Below are 15,505 nucleotides of genomic sequence, written 5' to 3'. Positions count from 1 at the left end.
GGCCGGGTGCAAGAGAGCGGTGGTGGCCGGGAGTACCGGTCACCACCGCTCTCTCTATGTCCCCGCGGCCGCGAACCGCGGGAGGGTCAGGCCGTCCGGGACTGCGGAAGGACGATCTTCTTGTCCAGCATCGGGTCGATCTCTGAGCGGGCCTGCATGTAGCGGGCGGTGAGCGTGTCCACGCCGGTTCCCCGGGAGCTGCTCGGGCGGTAGGTCACGGTGGCCGCGTCGCGCGATGCGACCTCGACGATCCCGGCCCGCCAGGCGCCACCGCGGTAGACCCACACGCGGTCCGCGGGGTGGTAGGTGTCGGTCGAGGCCACCTGGGCGGGGTCGCGCCGATCGGGATCAACACTGGGGGCGGACATGTTCATGACCCTCCTGCCTTGGAACGCGCCAGTTCGGTCGGCTGCCTGGGAATCGCCGGATTCATCGGGGTGTCCGGCGGTCTAGGGGCCGGCGCGGCCTGGGGCTCGCGGCAGCGGAGGCTCTTCGCCACGTACATCTCCGTGTCCGCCCGGCCGAGCGCCTCGGCGAGGGACATGCCCGGCGTTACCGGGACCAGTCCCACCGAGGCGGTGACGGTGACGGCCTCCACTGTTCCCCTGATGGGGATCGGTGTGGCAAGCACGGCGGAGATGCGGTCGGCAGGGCTTCCGTTGGCAACGTCGATCGCGGCTCCGGTCAGCAGCGCGGCGAACTCGTCGCCGCCCAGCCGGGCCACCAGGTCGTCGCCGGCGTAGTCGGCCAGCCGCCGGGCCACAGTGCTCAGCACCGTGTCTCCCGCGGCATGGCCGTACTCATCGTTGATGCGTTTGAAGTCGTCGAGGTCGATCACAGCCGCGACGAGAGTCGAGCGACTGCCGCCACCGGTGGCGACCCGCTGGGCGCCGAGCCGGTAGAAGGCCCGCCGGTTCGGCAGGCCGGTAAGAAGGTCGTGGAGCGCGGTGTGGCGCTCGGCATCGAGGGCGACGCGCAGCCCGGCCGCCTCGGCCTCGGCACGTCGTGCCCGGCGGTGCGACCGCCAGGCGAGCCCGGCCGAGCCCGCGGCGAGCAGGCAGGCGAGCGGCAGCGTCACATCCATCCGCCGGACCCCCGCACAAGAGCCGGAGCGGTGGCGAAGCAGTCCCGTACGCGTCCGCCCGACCCGCACGCGGGCGGCCGGCAGCCGGCGGAGCCACTGACTGACCGGTCACTCAGTGTGCCAGTCACGGCTACGCCAACGTGGGAAAATGTCTGATTCGCCACCAGAAATCCGATTTCCGATCACAGAGAGTGAACGAGTATGTGCTCATGCACATGAGCTATCATCCTCGGTATGCGGTGCAGGCGCAAGAGCGGATGCACGTGCATCCACGGCGTGCACAAGCACGCTGCGGAGGTTTGGTTGAGCCGCGTCCACGCCGGCGCATTGGGGGCGGTCGGCGGCAGCGGTCACGTCCCCCAACCCAACCAGTAGAGAGAAACCTCGATGCAGCAGACGACATACAACGGCGTACCCGCCGCACAGCTGCCGGTCACCTGGCAGAAGAGCAGCTTCAGCAACCCGAGCGGCAACTGTGTCGAGCTCGCGCCGCTTCCCGGCGGCGGCGTGGCGATGCGGAACAGCCGGGACCCCGAAGGCCCCGCACTCATCTACACCCCCGCGGAGATCGAGGCGTTCATCCTCGGCGCCCGGGACGGCGAGTTCGACCACCTCGCTCTGTAAAAGCTGGAAAGTCTGAAAAAACCGGTGTGCGCCTGAATCCACCGGGCGCACACCGGCCGGCCCATGTCCAGCCGAAAGTCCGACCCCAGGGCCTGGAAGAGAATGGTCTTCGAGGCGCTAGGCTGAGCGGCGGCTCATGGGGTGCGCCGCTTGACTCAGCGCGCCCAGCGGCTATTTTCCAACGAGACTCGGCGGGGACTCGGTTCAGCAGGCGGAGGCTGACGACGGTGAGCACAGCAGACAAAGACGGCGGTACGGCGGGCAGCCCGACCGTCCTCCGGATGCTGCTCGGTTCCCAACTCCGGAAGCTCCGCGAGGCCAAGGGCGTCACGCGCGAGAAGGCCGGCTGGGAGATCCGCTCCTCCGAGTCCAAGATCAGCCGGATGGAGCTCGGCCGGGTCGGCTTCAAGGAACGCGACGTCGCCGATCTGCTGACGCTCTACGGCGTCGACGACGAGCAGGAGCGGGCCAGCCTGCTGGCCCTGGCACGGGAGGCGAACACGCCCGGCTGGTGGCACAAGCACACCGACGTCCTGCCGAACTGGTTCCAGGCGTACCTGGGGCTGGAGACGACCGCCACGATCATCCGCAACTACGAGGTGCAGTACGTCCCCGGCCTGCTGCAGAGCGCGGAGTACGCACGCGGCGTGATCCTGCTCGGCCACACCATGGCCCCCAGCGACGAGATCGAAAGCCGGGTCAACCTCCGCATGTCGCGGCGGCTCGTGCTCAAGCGCCCGGACGCGCCCCGCTTCTGGGGCCTGCTCGACGAGGCCGCGCTACGCCGCCCGATCGGCGGCCCCGGCGTGATGCGCGCCCAGATCCTGGAGCTGCTCGACCTCGCCAAACTGCCGAACATCACGCTCCAGGTCATCCCGTTCGAGGCCGGTGGCCACGCCGCGGCCGGCGGCGCGTTCAGCATCCTGCGCTTCCAGGACCAGGAGTTGCCGGACGTGGTCTACATGGAGCAGCTGACAAGCGCGCTCTACCTGGACAAGCGCGAGGACGTGGACCACTACGCAGCGGCGATGGAGCGCCTCTGTGTGGAGGCGCTCCAACCCGCTGACACCATCACGTTCCTCGAGCGGATCCTCGAGGAGCTCTACCCCGAGTAGTGATCCGTCACTTCTCGTTGACGTCCTTGAGCCGGACGGCCTCCAGCTCGTTCGCGAGCGCGTTCCACTTCTGCAGCGTGGAGCCGTCGCACGGGCCGACGAAGATCTTCATGACCCGGTTCGTCGTGTTGAAGAAGTCCGGCTTTGCCGCGTTCTGGTCCTGCGGCTGCAGGCAGTACCCGTAGCCGTCCTTGATCTGATAGCTGGTGCCGTAGTCGTCAGTCTTCCCGTACAGCGTCCACTGCTGGTTCTTCGGGATGGCCACGCCGAGGGCCGGGCAGGTCAGGTTGTAGCGGACGTACGCGCCGGCCGTTGTCGCGCCCGGGCTGCTCATGCAGTTGTTGTTGCCGGAGCCGCTGCGGATCACGCCCACCGCGGACAAGTTGTCCTTCGTCTCGAACTTGCCGCCGTTCGGCACGGTCGGGAGCGTGAACTTCTGGTTCCAGCTGAGGTCGGTCGCGTTCGCCGAGGTCTTGCACGGCCAGGCGATCAGGGATGCACTGCTGACGTCGTGGTTGGTGATGTCCAGGCAGCGGCCGAACTGGCGGTAGTTGACCAGCTGGCCGGTCGAGGTGCCCGCGGAACCCGCGCCGACGCCGGAGTCCTGCTTCCACACCCGCTGCGTCTCGTCGCCCGTGCACTTGCTGAGCTGGATCGTGGCACCGACCGTCCGCGCCGCGTTCGCCCACATGCACAGGCTGCTGCTGTTCCATGTGCCGTTGGAGTACGTGGCCCGGAACTGCGAACTGTCGTCGAAGCTCCACCGCTGTGACTGCTCGGTCGGCGACGCGCACGGCTTGAGGACCACAGGGGTGCCGGTCGTCCACGCCTCGATGTCCGCGCACATGCCGAGCGGCTCGGTGCCGGTCCGCGACGAGACCAGGCTGATCGTCAGGTTGCTGTTGTACGCCCACGACTGCGAGGCCAGACCGGGCTCACACCGCTGCAGGCTGAGCTGCGTCCAGGGGTACTCCTTCAGCAGCGCAGCAGAGCCGGCGTCGAGGCACAGGTCGGTGCCACCGTCGTTCTTCACATGCACCAGGCCGCCGGTCACGTTCGTGTTGTCGATCTTGAACGTGTAGGTGCCGTTCACGACGCGCGACGGCACGTCCGTGAACGTCGTGGTCGGCTGGTCCGCACCGGAGGAGAGCAGGTACGCGTAGGACGGCACCGCACCCACGCCGCTGCCGGCATTGCACCGCAGCTTGTTCGTGTTCATCCAGGTCTCGGACTGGCCCTGCGGGTCGCTCAGGTAATAGCGCACCGTGACCTTGTAGACCGCAGTGCTGCCGTTGCCCAGCGCGCCGGTGAGCGGGCCGCACGGCAGCTTGGTCCGGTCCGAGCCGGACGAGTTCGCGATCGCGCGGATGTGCCCGACCGCCACGTCGAGACCGGCCTGCGCCGCGTGCAATGCGTGGATGCGTCGCAGATCGACCCGGGTGGTGAGCAACTGGGACAGCACGAGCGAGCCGACCAGCGCGCCGATCATGGTGCCGATCACCACGATCATCATCGCCAGCGGGAGCGAGCCCCGGTCGTCGCGCGGCGACGGGAGGCGCCACAGTCGGGTCACAGTCCGGTCCTTCCCTCGACGCAGAGGTTGTCGCTGTTGAGGCTGCCGGACGTGTTCAACGCCGTGAACGTGATGTCCGTAAGCCGGGTGGTCGACGCGGCCGCACCACCACCCTTGGTGGTGAAGTAGAGACGCAGACGCTGGTAGTCCTGAGCCTCGGTCGGTGCCAGCCGGGTCAGCGGCGGGGCCGCGGTGGCGCCGCCGGTAAGCGTCGGCGTCGCGGACGCGGCCGGCACCAGGCCGATGCCGGAGAGCAGCGTGGTCCAGGTGGTCGGCACGGTGCCGCCCTTCGCCGCCCAGCTTCGGCGCTCGAGCGTGCCGGTGTCGGTGCGGACGCGCAACTGCACGCAGTTCTTCGCGCCCTCCAGCACAAGCTGGTACTCGATCACGCTGCTGGCGCCGTTGTTCAGCCCTGCGGTGATGCCGGTGGCGTACCGGATCTCCTTGTCCAGGCGCAGGAACACGGTGTTCACCTGCTGCTGCGCCTGGTTGGTGGCGTCCACCTTGTTGTAAGTCTTGTAGATCTGCGTGACCGCGGTGGTGACCAGCACCATCAGCACCGACATGATCGACAGGCCGATGACCATCTCCAGCATCGTGATGCCGGCGTCCCGCTCGTCGCTGTCCCTCATTGGACCTTCCAGGTGACGGTGTTGGTGATGGCGGAGTTCTGCGGGCTCTGCGAGTCCTTGGCGGTCACGTTGACCGTGTAGGTGCCCTTGAGGGTCGGCTTACCGCTGATCACACCGGTGGCGGCGTTGATCGAGATGCCGAGCGGCAGCCCGCTCGCGGTCCAGCCGTACTGCTTGCTGCTGTTCTGCACACCGCCGGTCGCTGCCACGGTCACGTTCGCCATGGTCGTGTTGTTGGTCAGCGTCAGGTTGACGAGCGTGGTGGTGATGGTCAGCGGCGGCACGGTCCAGGCGAACGTCACCGACGACTTGTTGCCGTTTTTGTCCGTCACGGTCGCGACCACGTTGCCGGCGCCCACCTTGTTCGGCGTGCCGGAGATGATGCCGGTCGACGCGGCCAGCGTGAGGCCGGACGGCAGGCCGGTGGCGGTCCAGGTGAACGGCCCGGTACCGGCGGTCGCCTTGAGCGTCACCGGCGAGATCGCCACGCCGCCCTGGGTGACCGGGTCGCCCGGGTCCTGTGCGACCGGCAGCGCGTTCATGGTCCAGTCGAACGTGGCGGTGTTGATCAGGTCGTAGTCGTCCTGCACCGTGACGGTGACCGTGTAGATGCCCGTGGTGGCCGGCGCCTTGCCGCTGATCAGGCCGGACGAGTTCATGCTCATCGTGGCCGGGAGTCCGGTCGCCGAGACCCAGTTCAGCGGCGCGGTGCCGCCGTTCGCGAGCAACTGCAGGCTGACCGTGCTGTTGATGTCGTCGGCCTGGTCGCCCGGCGGCGCGATCTGCGGCGGGATCGCCTGGTCGTTGGAGTCGAACTTCGGCTCCAGTTCGGCGTCACTGAACAGCGACGCGGTAACGTAGGAACAGGTTCCGGTCGCGCATCCACTGTCCGGCCAAGTAACAGCCACTACCACGCGGTAGAACTCGACCGCACCTGACGGATTGCTCGTCGTGCAGTTGCCGCCATTGCCCTGGCCGACCTGCCAGCACCGGCCGAGATAGAAGTGCTGCTTGTACGGCACACCGGACAGCGTGACCGTGAGCGGGGAGGTCGGCATCGGCGCGTTCGCGCCGTCCCCGACCGCGGCCTTGGCGTCGTAGGCCATCGTCATACCGGTCAGCCACTGCGAGGCGCCGGCGACCGGGCTCACCCACTGGTCGGTGGAGCTAGCCTGGTCCCGCCCGTCCCCGAGCTTGGAGGCGCGCAGCGAGCGCACCCGCTCCATCGCGTCGTCCGCGACCTGGACCGCGGCCTGCGTTCCGGTCTGTTTGGTCGTGGTGCGCATGGCGCTCACGAAGAACGTGCCGAGCGCGGTCATCACGACGCCGATGAGGCCGATCGCGACCATCGTCTCGACGAGCGTGAAGCCCGCGTCCGGTGCGTGCGGTGTGGTGCGTCGGTGCATGACAGCGCGCATCGCGCATCTCCTCTCGTACCCCGGGGAAGGTCCTGGTCCTGATCGGCGGCGCCGGCGGGGTCATGAGACCCCGCCGGCGATGGAAACCAAACTGCTAGCTGACGACCTGCTGGCCCTCGACGACCGGCGCGGCGCCGGAGACGAACACGTGCAGCGCGAGCGAGATGGTGACGCCCTGTGTGGCATCGATGTTGTCGCCGTTGCTGGTGACGTTGACGGAGTCGATCAGCACCGCGCGGCTCTCGTGCTGCTGCAGGTCGTCGAGGAACGCCTGCAGGTCGTTGAGCGCGCCCTGGACGGTCATGCTGAGCGGCATGTCGTAGATGCTGGTGCCGACGCCCTCGACCTTGGCGGCGTTCGAGGCGGTGAGCGCGGTCACCTGCACGTCGTACTTCGCCGCGGTCGCTCGGAGCGTGCGGAGCAGGTCCGGGTACTCGTCCTTGGCCGGGAGCGCGTTGGCGTACGTGTCCAGCTCCGCCTTGTACGACGGCAGGTTCGCGTTGTCCTCCGCCAGCCGCTTCAGCGCCTGACGCTGGATGTCCAGCTTGTCGGCCGCCTCAGTGGCGGCCAGCCGGGTGGCCTCGGTCTGCTCGTGCTTCGGTGCCACCAGCAACGTCCAGGTGAGCAGGAACAGCAGCGCCGCGGCGATCGCGCCGCCGGCGATCCACAGCTTGTCCGCGTGTTGGCCGCGCATCATTTGCCTCCCGTGGTGGCGCCGGGCGCCGGCGTCTCCGACTGCTCGGGGGTGAACCGGCCGCCGAGCGCGGCCTGGGTGATGTCGAGCTGGATGGTGAACGACTCGGTGCCGGCCGTGGTGGTGATGCTGGTCGGGAGCGGATTGGCCAGGCCGGTCACTGCGCGCAGGTTGTCGACGAATGCCGCGACCTGGTCCTTGTCCCCCGACGAGCCGGTGATCGTCATGGTGCCCATGAGCTGGTCGGTGACCTGCGACGGCAGCCGGCTGCCCCCGACGACGGCCTCGGCGCCGATACTGCTGCTGATCTGCGTCAGCTCGACCTTGTCGGGTGCGGCGCCGCGGACATCCACGAGCAGCTTCTGCCACTGCGAGTCCTCGGCCATCAGCGTGCTGAGCTGCTCCTTGACCGCGCTCAGCTTCTGCTTCGTCTCGGTCAGCTCGCTGTACTGCCGCTGCTCCTGCTGAGCGGCCACCACCTGCGCCTCGGCGCGCGACTTCTCCTCGTCCGCACCGCCTGCCTGCACGAACGTGCTGCCGTACCAGCCGGCCAGCAGCAGCACCACTGCGCCGAGGCCGCTGACGACTCCGGTCCGGGTACGCCGGACACGGCGCCCGTCGGTGATCTCGTCCGGCAGCAGGTTGGCCGAGATGCGCACCAGGCGCAACGGGTCGAGCTGCTGCGCCGGCATCTGCGCGGTGAACCCGGACTCCGGGGGGAACATGTCGGTGCTCATCAGGCCGCTCCGAGGGTGAGGCCGATGGACACGGCCGCGGAGGAGCGGAACCGCTCCAGGTTGTCGGTCTGGCCGCGGCCGAGCGCGCGCAGCCGGCTCATCGGGTCCGCGATCACGGTGGGCACGTGCAGCTCGTTCGCGAGCGTCTCGGCCAGGCCGGGCAGCAGCGAGCCGCCGCCGGACAGCGACAGCCGCTGCACCTGGGAGGGCCGCTCGCTGGAGCTGAGGTAGGTGAACGAGCTGCGGATCTCGCTGATCAGCGGCCGGAGCGCTTCGCGCAGGATGTCGGCCACCTCCGGACCCTCCTCGCGGCGCAGGCCGACCCAGCACTTCACGGCCTCGGCCTCGGTGGCGCCGATGCCGAGCCGGCTGGCCAGCACCTCGGTGAGCTCCTGGCCGCCGCGCGGGACGGTACGCACGATCAGCGGCTCGCCGTCCGCGTGCACGACCACGCTTGAGGCCTGCGCGCCGATGTCGACGATCGCCTCCACTGTCGAGTCCAGCCAGGCCGTGGAGCGCAGCAGCGCGAACGTGGCCAGGTCGACGCGCTCGACGTGCAGGCCGGCCCGCTCGACCGCGCGTACGGCGGTGAGCACCGCATCCTTCGGCGCCGCGATGAGCAGGCCGCGGATGGTGTCTCCGGACGCCTCCTCGAGCGGGTAGAAGTCGAGCAGAGCGCGCTCCACGGCCAGCGGGAGCATGTCCCGGACCTGGAACGGCAGCGACTTCTTCAGCTGGTTCTTGGGCAGCTTCGCGACCGACATCTCACGCACGACCGCCTGCGGGTTGGTGATCCCGAGCGCCACGTGTCGGCTCCGGAACTTCGTGGTGGCCCACAGCTCCTTGATCGCGGCGGTGACCGCGGCATCGTCCCGGATCACGCCGCTGACGACCGCGCCGGCGGGCAGCGGGACCTGCGCGTAGTTCAGGATGCCGAGCCCCTCCTTCCCGCGTGAGGTCTCGACGGCGCGCACAGACATCGATCCGATGTCCAGGCCGATGAGGTTTGTGGCAGCCATCGGGCGTCCTTTCCTTACCGCGGGCGGGGTGGGTTGGGTTTCAGGCAGAAGGCAGAAGGGCGAGGTACCAGCCGGCGAGCGGGCCGGCCGCGAAGATCGCGAGGAAGGCGCCGATCAGCATGTACGGCCCGAACGGCACCGCGGTCTTGCCGGTGGCGCGGCGCGAGGCGAGCAGCGCGCCACCGGCCAGGCCGCCGATCAGGAACGCGGCGAACGCGCCGACCAGCAGGGCGTCCCAGCCGAGCCAGCCGAGGTAGAGGCCGAGCACGCCGGCCAGCTTCACGTCACCGCGGCCCATGCCGCGCGGGTGCACAAGCGTGAGCAGCTTGTAGAAGAGCCAGAGCGCGGCCATCGCGGCCACCGCCCGGAGCGCCTGTCCCCAGTCGCCGCTCGCGAGGACCGCGGGCGCCAGAAGAACGAGGCCGACAAGGTACGAGGGGAGGACGATCGCGTCCGGGAGGCGCTGCACGTCCAGGTCGATAAGCGCGAGCGCGACCGCGATCGAGGCCAGGTAGAGGTAGGCGGGCAGCTCCGGCGACCAGCCGAACCGGGCGGTGATCGCGACGAAGAGCAGCGCGGTGCCGGCCTCGACCAGCGGGTAGCGGGCGCTGATCCGTTCCTTGCAGGTGGCGCACTTCCCGCGCAGCGCGAGCCAGCCGAGCACCGGCACGTTGTGCCGGGGGCGGACCGCGTCGCCGCAGCTGGGGCAGTGCGAGCCGGGGCGGACCAGCGATTCGCCGCGCGGCACCCGGTAGATCACGACGTTCAGGAAGGAGCCGACGGCGAGGCCGAGAACGGCGGTGAGCACGAGCAGCGGGGCAAGCACGTCTGCACTCCTTTCGCGTTATAGGACGAAATTTCGGTGAAAGGCCGGCGGGTCGGATGACCCGCCGGCCGTCAAAGCGTGGTGCAGGTGATCAGTTGCCGTTGGTGTCGCAGGCGGCCAGCGTGGTCTGGGTCGACTCCTTGACCGAGCCGCCGTTCTTGCTGTTGTAGACGTAGATCTTCAGGCCGTCCGCGTTCTGGCCGCAGAGGACGTAGAACGCGGCTGCCGTGGCGGTCGCGGCGGTCAGCGTGTAGTGCAGGACGTTGCCGGCCGAGACGGTCGCGGTCTGCGGCGTGCCGGTCGTGGTCGTGGTGCCACCGGTCGTGGTGGTCGCCGCGAACGTCAGCGAGGTACCGGCCGTGCTGGCCGCGTTGGTCGCCGGGTAGGTGTTGCCGTTCTCGGTGTAGTACTGCTCCACCGCGCTGACGGCGCCACGCACGTCGGACTGGGCCGACTTGTTCGAGGCACCCTTGCGGTAGTTCAGGTAGACCGGGACCGCGATGGCGACCAGGATGCCGATGATCACGACGACCACCAGCAGCTCGATCAGGGTGAAGCCCTTGTCGCTCTCCGCGCGCTTCTGCTGCGACTTGGCGATGAGGTGCTGCATGAGTGCCTCCTGTGGCGCTCGTGGGGAGGGGGAACCGGTCGTCCCTGACCGGGGTGAAGCGGGCGGTGCGGGCAATCGGTACTGCAGGGGTGTGTCTCAGGAAGTCCCGCCGATGTTCTGGTAGACCGTGAACATCGGCAGGTACAGGCAGACGACCATCGAGCCGACCGAGAGGCCCATGAAGACCACCATCAACGGTTCGATCGAGGCGGTCAGAGCTTCTGCGGCGTCATCAACCTCGCGGTCATAGAAGTCGGCAATCTTGGCGAGCATCTGACTGATTTGGCCGCTCTCTTCTCCGACCTCGATCATCTGTGTGACCATCTGCGGGAAGATCTTGTGCTTGGACAGCGGCCCGGACATGGGCTGCCCGTCACGGATCGCGGCCTGAAGGTCTTTCATGGCCTCGGTCACGACGGTGTTGCCGGTGGTGGCACCGACGACATCTAGCGCCTGGAGCACGGGCACGCCGGCGGCGAGCAATGTGCCCAGGTTGCGGGAGAACCGGCTCACGGCCATCTTCCGCAGCAGGCTGCCGAAGACGGGCAGCCTCAATTTCATCCGGTCCCACCACAGCCGGAACCCGGGGCTGGTGCGCAACGCGTACTTGATGCCGAGCACGATCGCGACGATCAGGCCGATCGTCAGCGGCCCGGACCAGACCAGGCTGTGACTTGCGGTGACGATGATCTGCGTCGGCAACGGCAACGCGCCGCCGAGCTGGGCGAACATGTTCTCGAAGACCGGCACGATGAAAAGCAGCACGCCGCCGATCAGGATGAAGCTGAAGGAAAGGACGATCACGGGGTACGTGAGCGCGCTCTTGATCTTCCCGCGGAGTGCCGCATCCTTCTCAAAGTTGACGGCAATGCGTTCCAGCGCGTCGTCCATGAAGCCGCCGGCCTCGCCCGCCCTGATCATCGCGATCATGAGAGTGGGGAAGATCCGGTCGTGCTTGCCCATCGCCGTGGAGAGGGCGATGCCGGATGAGATGTCCGACCGGATCTCGCCCAGCGCCTTACGCAGCGGCGCCTTCGCGGTCTGGTCCTCCAGCACCGCCAATGAGCGCAGCAACGACATGCCGGACGCGGTGAGCGTCGCGAACTGGCGGGAGAAGACCGAAAGGTCCTTCAGCGTCACCCGCGAGCCCATCCCCGGGATGCTGATCTCCTTCTGCATGCCCTGTCCGGCCTGCTCGATGGAGAGTGGGACGATGCCGCGCTGGCGCAGCGCCTGGGCCGCCGCCGCCTCGTTCGAGGCGTCGATCTTGCCCTTGCTGCGCTTGCCGGTGGCGTCGACGCTGCTGTAGTCGAAGGTCTTGGTGGATGCCACGTGTCACACCCGTCCGGTCAGGCGGCGCAGTTCCTCCGGCGAATGGCAGAGGTCGAGCGCCTGGTCGATGGTGATGATCTGGTGCCTGACCCGATCGGCCAGGTGCTGGTCGAACGAGAGCATTCCGTCGTTGCCGCCGGCCTGCATGAACGACGGGATCTGGTGGGTCTTGCCCTCCCGGATCAGCGACCGGATGGCCGGCGTGGCCGTCATGATCTCGGTGATGATGGTCCGGCCGGTGCCGTCCGCCCGGGCGCACAACGCCTGGGTGACGACGCCCTGCAGCGCCATCGACAGCTGCGCGCGGATCTGCTGCTGCTGGTGCGGCGGGAAGATGTCGATGACCCGGTCGATGGTCTGGGTGGCGGACTGCGTGTGAAGCGTCGCCAGCACCAGGTGACCGGTCTCGGCCGCGGTCAGCGCGGTCTGCGTGGTCTCCAGGTCGCGGAGCTCGCCGACCAGGATGATGTCCGGATCCTGCCGCAGCGCGTGCTTCAGCGCGGTCGAGAAGTCCTTCGTGTCCGCACCTACCTCGCGCTGGTTGACCAGGCTCTTCTTGTGCGGGTGCAGGAACTCGATCGGATCCTCGATCGTGACGATGTGCGCGGACCGGGTCCGGTTGGCCAGGTCCAGCAGCGCCGCAAGCGTGGTCGTCTTCCCGGAGCCGGTGGGCCCGGTGACAAGCACCAGCCCGCGGTGCAGCGAGGCGAACCGGCCGACTGACTCCGGCACGCCCAGCTCGTCGAGCGGCCGGATCCGCTCGGAGATCGCCCGGAACGCCGCGCCGACGGAGCCGCGCTGCTGGTAGAGGTTGACCCGGTAGCGGGACACGTGCGGCACGCTGTACGCGAAGTCCAGCTCGCTGCTGTCCCGGAACCGCGTCCACTGATCGTCCGAGGTGGCGGCGCGGGCAAGCATCGCCACATCGATCTGGCTCATCCGCTCGTAGTCCGGGAGGTAGCTAAGCTCGCCGTGCACCCGGATCGTCGGTGGGGCGCCGACCGTGAGATGCAGGTCGGAGCCGCCCGCGTTGATCAGCGCGACGAGCATGGCGTCCAGCGATGCCCGGTTGTCGTTCCGGTCACCACCTTGCACCAGGTCGTCGAGCGTCTGCTCTACGATCACCACGGCTCCTTCGAGATCACACGGGGGGTTCCGCTCTACTCAGCGGGCACCGGTAATTTCGGCAGAAGCCCAGCGGACCTTAGAACCGCCCCCTACTCTGCTGCTGGTCGTCGCTTCGCTCCTCCAGGCTCGACGCCACGGCCTGCGGACGGCGGTGTCAGGCAGACGAAAAGCGTGTCTGACTGACACCGACGTTCCTCGGTCGTCCGCGCCTCACGACGTGGTCACGCAAGCGACGGGTCCGGAGAAACTGCAGACTAAAAGCGAGCGGGTCGAGTAAGCGGCGGGTCTGACGACGCAGGTGTTCCTCGGTCGTCGGGGCCGAGCGTGGGGGGAGCCTGCGGAATGCGCGGGGCGTTGGAAACCCGCTATACGCCGAAATTTCGGGCGAAAGTATCCGGCCTGAGTTGACCCAAGATCAAGCCATCGATCTTCCCGCTCTCGCTGTGCCCCGGCCCGCACGCTCCCGCGGGCACCGGTCGGCCCCGAGGGGCCTCCCTTCCGGCCCCGCGCCCGGTCACCCTCACCCCAACCCCAACCCCGTGTCGCCACCCCGCCTCACCACCCCGTGCCGCCAGTCCGTGTCGCCACCCCCTGCCCCCAGCCCGTGCCGCCAGCCCGTGCCGCCGGCCCGCGTCGCCACCCCCTGCCCCCAGCCCGTGCCGCCAGCCCGTGCCGCCGGCGCGTCGCCACCCCCTGCCGCCAGCCCCAGCCGCCAGCCGTGCTGCCAGCCGTGCCGCCGCCCCCTGCCGCACTCCCTCGCCCGAAATATCGTCACAAATAGCCCAGAACTTGATCATGAGGTTGACCACGTATGCGCCAGCAACGTTATGGCTGCCCCATAACGTTGCTGGCGCATACGTGGTCAGTCGATCAACAAGATGGGGTCTGGTGATCGTCTAGCCGCCTCCGGGTCGGGCGCGAGCAGGTATTGGCCCGGGCCGCGCGGGGCCGGTGCCCGCGGGAGCATGCGGGCTGGACCACCGCGGGAGCGGGAAGAGCAAGGTTTGGGTTTTGATTGGGGGTCAGATGGCGACGCGGAGGACTTCGGCGATTGAGGTCTGGCCGTTTGCGGCCTTGAGGAGGCCGTCGATGCGCAGGTCGAACATGCCCTGGGCCTGGGCTACGGCGTGGATGTCGCTGGCCGGCGCGCGCTTGACCGCCAGCTTCTCGATCTCCTCGGTGACCGGCATGACCTCGTGCACCGCGAGCCGGCCCTTGTAGCCGGTGCCGGCGCAGGTGCGGCAGCCGACCGGCTTCCACAGGCTGGCCGGCGGGTCCCACTGGTCGAACGGCCAGCGGGCGGCCTCGAGTTCGGCGTCCGGTGGCTCATATTCGGTCTTGCACCAGTCGCAGAGGCGGCGGGCGAGGCGCTGGGCGAGGACGCAGTCAACGGAGCTGCCGACGAGGAACGGCTCGATGCCCATCTCGGTGAGGCGGACGATTGCGCTGGGGGCGTCGTTGGTGTGCAGCGTGGTGAGCACGAGGTGGCCGGTGAGCGCGGCCTCGACCGCGAACTGGGCGGTGATGGGGTCCCGGATCTCGCCGATCAGGACCACGTCGGGGTCGGATCGGAGGATTGCGGGCAGCACGGCGGCGAAGGTGAGTCCGGCCTTGACGTTCACCTGGACCTGGTTGATGCCGGCCAGCCGGTACTCGACCGGGTCCTCGACGGTGATGATGTTGACGGTCGGCTTGCTGATCTTCGCCAGTGTGGCGTAGAGCGTGGTCGACTTGCCGGAGCCCGTCGGGCCGGTGACCAGCAGCATGCCGTGCGGTTTGCCGAACGAGGCGGAGAAGCGCTCGTAGTTGTCCTCGGTGAAGCCGAACCCGGCCAGGTCGAGGTTGATGCCGCCGGTGTCGAGCACGCGGAGCACGATCTTCTCGCCCCAGACCGTGGGCAGCGTGGCGGCGCGCAGGTCGACCTTGCGGTTGTTGAGCTGCATCGTGATCCGGCCGTTCTGCGGGATCCGGCGCTCGGTGATGTCGACGTTCGACATGATCTTCAGGCGGGAGATGAGCGCGCTCTGCACGGCCTGCGGCACGGTGTCGACCTCGTGCAGCACGCCGTCGATCCGGTAGCGGACGCGCAGGTCCGTCTCGGAGGGCTCCAGGTGCAGGTCGGAGGCGCGGTTCTGGATCGCCTGCTCGATCAGCGAGTTGACGTACCTGACGATCGGCGCGTCGTCGTCGCCCTGGGCGAACGACGACATCGAGGGCGCCTGCTCGACGCGCAGGCTCTCGGCCATGTCGCCGAGGTCGTTCTCCTCGCGCTGCAACTTCTCGATGATCTTGCGGACCTCGGTGCGCGCGACCACCACCGGGCGGACCACCATGCCGGTGGAGGCGCGTACGTCGTCAAGCGCGACCACGTCGGCCGGGTCGGTGACGCCGACGATCAGCTCGTTGCCGTCGATCGCGATGCCGATCACCCGGTGCCGCACCACGAGCGGCAGCGGGATCTTGCCGAGCGCGGCCTGCTCGATCGGGTAGCCGACCAGATCCACGGTCTGGACACCGTACGCCTCGGCAGCGGCGGCGGTGAGCTCCTGCTCGGTGACGATCTGATCGTTGATCAGCACCGCGCGGATCGAGCGCCCGCTGCGTTCCGCCTCCTCTGCAGCGTAGTCGACCATCTGCGGGTCGACTCCACGCTCCTTCAGGGCGTCCATCAGCGGGCGGAAGGTCTGGTCCATCGGGTCCCCCATCGGCCGCT

The 15,505-nt window shown here is 68.6% G+C and carries 15 protein-coding genes; 2 read left to right on the top strand and 13 right to left on the bottom strand.

Features of this window, described 5'->3' with window-relative positions:
* Positions 1-86: 86 nt before the first annotated feature.
* Positions 87-368 (bottom strand): hypothetical protein, encoded by a 282-nt coding sequence (locus ACIA8K_RS31610; RefSeq protein WP_396065864.1) that lies wholly within the window; start codon positions 366-368, stop codon positions 87-89.
* A gap of 2 nt (positions 369-370) precedes the next feature.
* Complete coding sequence (locus ACIA8K_RS31605) at positions 371-1,084, bottom strand: GGDEF domain-containing protein (RefSeq protein ID WP_396065862.1); 714 nt, start codon at positions 1,082-1,084, stop codon at positions 371-373.
* Positions 1,085-1,471: 387 nt separating this feature from the next.
* On the opposite strand from ACIA8K_RS31605, the gene ACIA8K_RS31600 reads away from it, so the two are divergent.
* Both ACIA8K_RS31600 and ACIA8K_RS31595 read left to right on the top strand, forming a co-directional pair.
* Positions 1,472-1,708, top strand: coding sequence for a DUF397 domain-containing protein (locus tag ACIA8K_RS31600; RefSeq protein WP_033341370.1), 237 nt, complete (start codon positions 1,472-1,474; stop codon positions 1,706-1,708).
* Between the two features lie 281 nt (positions 1,709-1,989).
* On the top strand, positions 1,990-2,823 hold the full coding sequence (locus ACIA8K_RS31595) for a helix-turn-helix domain-containing protein (protein ID WP_396066038.1): 834 nt from the start codon (positions 1,990-1,992) through the stop codon (positions 2,821-2,823).
* Between the two features lie 7 nt (positions 2,824-2,830).
* Here the strand turns inward: ACIA8K_RS31595 and ACIA8K_RS31590 are convergent, their stop codons facing one another.
* The 11 genes from ACIA8K_RS31590 to ACIA8K_RS31540 form a co-directional block, all read right to left on the bottom strand.
* Positions 2,831-4,396 carry a ricin-type beta-trefoil lectin domain protein gene (locus ACIA8K_RS31590; RefSeq protein WP_396065860.1) on the bottom strand — a complete coding sequence of 522 codons (1,566 nt, stop codon included), beginning with the start codon at positions 4,394-4,396 and terminating at the stop codon, positions 2,831-2,833.
* Positions 4,393-5,028: a type II secretion system protein J gene (locus ACIA8K_RS31585; protein ID WP_396065858.1), complete on the bottom strand. Its 636-nt coding sequence runs from the start codon at positions 5,026-5,028 to the stop codon at positions 4,393-4,395. Before ACIA8K_RS31585 ends, ACIA8K_RS31590 begins: the two co-directional genes overlap by 4 nt.
* Positions 5,025-6,446: a putative Ig domain-containing protein gene (locus ACIA8K_RS31580; RefSeq protein WP_396065856.1), complete on the bottom strand. Its 1,422-nt coding sequence runs from the start codon at positions 6,444-6,446 to the stop codon at positions 5,025-5,027. The genes ACIA8K_RS31585 and ACIA8K_RS31580 overlap by 4 nt, the downstream gene beginning before the upstream one ends.
* A 94-nt stretch (positions 6,447-6,540) precedes the next feature.
* Complete coding sequence (gene pilO / locus ACIA8K_RS31575; RefSeq protein WP_396065854.1) at positions 6,541-7,140, bottom strand: type 4a pilus biogenesis protein PilO; 600 nt, start codon at positions 7,138-7,140, stop codon at positions 6,541-6,543.
* The gene (locus ACIA8K_RS31570) at positions 7,140-7,877 is read right to left on the bottom strand and encodes a PilN domain-containing protein (protein ID WP_396065852.1); all 738 of its coding nucleotides are present in this window, start codon (positions 7,875-7,877) and stop codon (positions 7,140-7,142) included. Before ACIA8K_RS31570 ends, pilO begins: the two co-directional genes overlap by 1 nt.
* Positions 7,877-8,896, bottom strand: coding sequence for a type IV pilus assembly protein PilM (gene pilM, locus ACIA8K_RS31565; protein WP_396065850.1), 1,020 nt, complete (start codon positions 8,894-8,896; stop codon positions 7,877-7,879). Before pilM ends, ACIA8K_RS31570 begins: the two co-directional genes overlap by 1 nt.
* Positions 8,897-8,936: 40 nt before the next feature.
* Positions 8,937-9,722, bottom strand: a complete 786-nt coding sequence (locus ACIA8K_RS31560; RefSeq protein ID WP_396065848.1) for a prepilin peptidase — start codon at positions 9,720-9,722, stop codon at positions 8,937-8,939.
* A 91-nt stretch (positions 9,723-9,813) separates the two neighbouring features.
* Positions 9,814-10,332, bottom strand: a complete 519-nt coding sequence (locus ACIA8K_RS31555) for a type II secretion system protein (RefSeq protein WP_396065846.1) — start codon at positions 10,330-10,332, stop codon at positions 9,814-9,816.
* A gap of 96 nt (positions 10,333-10,428) precedes the next feature.
* Positions 10,429-11,664: a type II secretion system F family protein gene (locus ACIA8K_RS31550; RefSeq protein WP_396065844.1), complete on the bottom strand. Its 1,236-nt coding sequence runs from the start codon at positions 11,662-11,664 to the stop codon at positions 10,429-10,431.
* A 3-nt stretch (positions 11,665-11,667) separates the two neighbouring features.
* Positions 11,668-12,714, bottom strand: a complete 1,047-nt coding sequence (locus ACIA8K_RS31545; protein ID WP_396066036.1) for a type IV pilus twitching motility protein PilT — start codon at positions 12,712-12,714, stop codon at positions 11,668-11,670.
* 1,100 nt (positions 12,715-13,814) lie between these two features.
* Positions 13,815-15,485: a GspE/PulE family protein gene (locus tag ACIA8K_RS31540; RefSeq protein ID WP_396065842.1), complete on the bottom strand. Its 1,671-nt coding sequence runs from the start codon at positions 15,483-15,485 to the stop codon at positions 13,815-13,817.
* Between the last annotated feature and the right edge of the window lie 20 nt (positions 15,486-15,505).

The organism is Catenuloplanes sp. NPDC051500 (genome assembly GCF_044454585.1).
Lineage (GTDB): Bacteria > Actinomycetota > Actinomycetes > Mycobacteriales > Micromonosporaceae > Catenuloplanes.
This window is presented reverse-complemented; position numbering and strand designations above follow the sequence as displayed.

Bases quoted from the DNA above. Each gene is read 5' to 3' on its own strand.
- ACIA8K_RS31610 (WP_396065864.1), bottom strand. From the start codon at position 368: ATGTCCGCCCCCAGTGTTGATCCCGATCGGCGCGACCCCGCCCAGGTG.
- ACIA8K_RS31605 (WP_396065862.1), bottom strand. From the start codon at position 1,084: ATGGATGTGACGCTGCCGCTCGCCTGCCTGCTCGCCGCGGGCTCGGCC.
- ACIA8K_RS31600 (WP_033341370.1), top strand. From the start codon at position 1,472: ATGCAGCAGACGACATACAACGGCGTACCCGCCGCACAGCTGCCGGTC.
- ACIA8K_RS31595 (WP_396066038.1), top strand. From the start codon at position 1,990: ATGCTGCTCGGTTCCCAACTCCGGAAGCTCCGCGAGGCCAAGGGCGTC.
- ACIA8K_RS31585 (WP_396065858.1), bottom strand. From the start codon at position 5,028: ATGAGGGACAGCGACGAGCGGGACGCCGGCATCACGATGCTGGAGATG.
- ACIA8K_RS31580 (WP_396065856.1), bottom strand. From the start codon at position 6,446: ATGCGCGCTGTCATGCACCGACGCACCACACCGCACGCACCGGACGCG.
- pilO (WP_396065854.1), bottom strand. From the start codon at position 7,140: ATGCGCGGCCAACACGCGGACAAGCTGTGGATCGCCGGCGGCGCGATC.
- ACIA8K_RS31570 (WP_396065852.1), bottom strand. From the start codon at position 7,877: ATGAGCACCGACATGTTCCCCCCGGAGTCCGGGTTCACCGCGCAGATG.
- pilM (WP_396065850.1), bottom strand. From the start codon at position 8,896: ATGGCTGCCACAAACCTCATCGGCCTGGACATCGGATCGATGTCTGTG.
- ACIA8K_RS31555 (WP_396065846.1), bottom strand. From the start codon at position 10,332: ATGCAGCACCTCATCGCCAAGTCGCAGCAGAAGCGCGCGGAGAGCGAC.
- ACIA8K_RS31545 (WP_396066036.1), bottom strand. From the start codon at position 12,714: ATGCTCGTCGCGCTGATCAACGCGGGCGGCTCCGACCTGCATCTCACG.
- ACIA8K_RS31540 (WP_396065842.1), bottom strand. From the start codon at position 15,485: ATGGACCAGACCTTCCGCCCGCTGATGGACGCCCTGAAGGAGCGTGGA.